Raw genomic sequence first — 1,319 nt, 5'->3', positions numbered from 1 at the left:
TGAAGGTCCCCTCGTAGCGTGGAGTCCGTGATACCAGGGGAAGTTGAGGTTCATGGGGTCCAAGCAACAGAAGTACGACGCGGAGTTCCGTGAGGGTGCTGTACGCATCGTGATCGAGACCGGGAAGCCGATCCCTGAGGTCGCTGAGGATCTCGGGGTCCATCCCGGGACGCTGCACAGCTGGGTCTCACGCTGGAGGAGGAATGGTTCGGCCTCCTCCGACCGGCCCGCGCCCGCCGCCTCGGGCGGCCGGCTGCGCGATGGTGAACGTGCTGAGCTGGAGCGGCTGCGTCGGGAGATGAGCGAGAAGAACAAGCGCATCCGCGAGCTGGAGATGGAACGTGATGTCTTCAAACGCTGCATGGCCTTGTGGGTGAAGTAGCTGCGGCGGACCCGGCCCAGCTGGCCGGAGTGATCAGCGACTGCAAGGCCGAGCAGAACATTCCGCACACCGTGTCCTGCCGTGTCCTGGGTGTGAGCGAGTCGTGGTTCTACAAGTGGAAGGACAAGCCTGTCACCGCCCGCGAGGTGCGGCGCGGACAGCTGGCCGAAGCCGTCCGGCGGATCTTCGACGCCTCGGGGGGCACCTATGGCTCCCCGAAGGTGTGGATCACGCTCGTCAGGGAGGGATGGCGCATCTCGGTGAACACCGTCGCGAAGACCATGGCCGGGCTCGGCCTGGCCGGACGGAAGGTCCGTCGACGCCGCGGGCTGACCCGCCCGGGCCGACGGGCCGCGGCTCCGGACTTCGTGCGCCGTGACTTCAGCGCGGATGCCCCCGACCAGGTATGGGCCGGCGACATGACCGAGGTCGTCACCAGCGAGGGCAAGCTCTATCTGGCCACCGTGATCGACCTGTTCTCGCGTCGCCTGCTCGGCTACGCGATGGGTCAGCGTCATGATGCCGAACTCGTCGTCGCCTCCCTGCAGATGGCCGCCGCCACTCGCGGCGGCGACGTCAAGGGCGTGATCTTTCACAGCGACAGGGGCTCGGAGTATGTCTCCCGGCGCTTCAAGCGGGCCTGCCGCCGCCTCGGCGTGACCCAGTCCATGGGGCGCGTCGGGTCGTGTTTCGATAATGCCGTCAGCGAGGCCTTCAACAGCGTCCTCAAGGTCGAGTACGTCCATCGGCAGACCTTCGTCACCCGCACCGAGGCCCGACTGAAGATCGCCACATGGATCACCGGGTTCTACAACACCCTGCGGCTACACAGCGTATGCGGGTACCGCAGCCCAATCGACTACGAACACAACCACCGCGCCAACTCCGCCCTGGAGCTGGCCGCTTAGAAGATCTCCACACAACGAGGGGATTGACA

2 protein-coding genes are annotated in these 1,319 nt (G+C 65.9%); both read left to right on the top strand.

Features of this window, described 5'->3' with window-relative positions:
• Positions 1 to 52: 52 nt before the first annotated feature.
• Positions 53 to 382 (top strand): transposase, encoded by a 330-nt coding sequence (locus ACWD35_RS45525; protein ID WP_451357185.1) that lies wholly within the window; start codon positions 53 to 55, stop codon positions 380 to 382.
• The gene (locus ACWD35_RS45520) at positions 370 to 1,290 is read left to right on the top strand and encodes an IS3 family transposase (RefSeq protein ID WP_451357184.1); all 921 of its coding nucleotides are present in this window, start codon (positions 370 to 372) and stop codon (positions 1,288 to 1,290) included. The genes ACWD35_RS45525 and ACWD35_RS45520 overlap by 13 nt, the downstream gene beginning before the upstream one ends.
• Positions 1,291 to 1,319 lie beyond the last annotated feature (29 nt).

Source organism: Streptomyces sp. NPDC002671 (assembly GCF_053592475.1).
Note: the sequence above shows the minus strand (reverse complement) of the source record. Positions and strands in the feature narration are given on the sequence as shown.

Excerpts from the sequence above, each read along its gene's own strand:
- ACWD35_RS45525 (WP_451357185.1), top strand. The coding sequence starts at position 53 with ATGGGGTCCAAGCAACAGAAGTACGACGCGGAGTTCCGTGAGGGTGCT.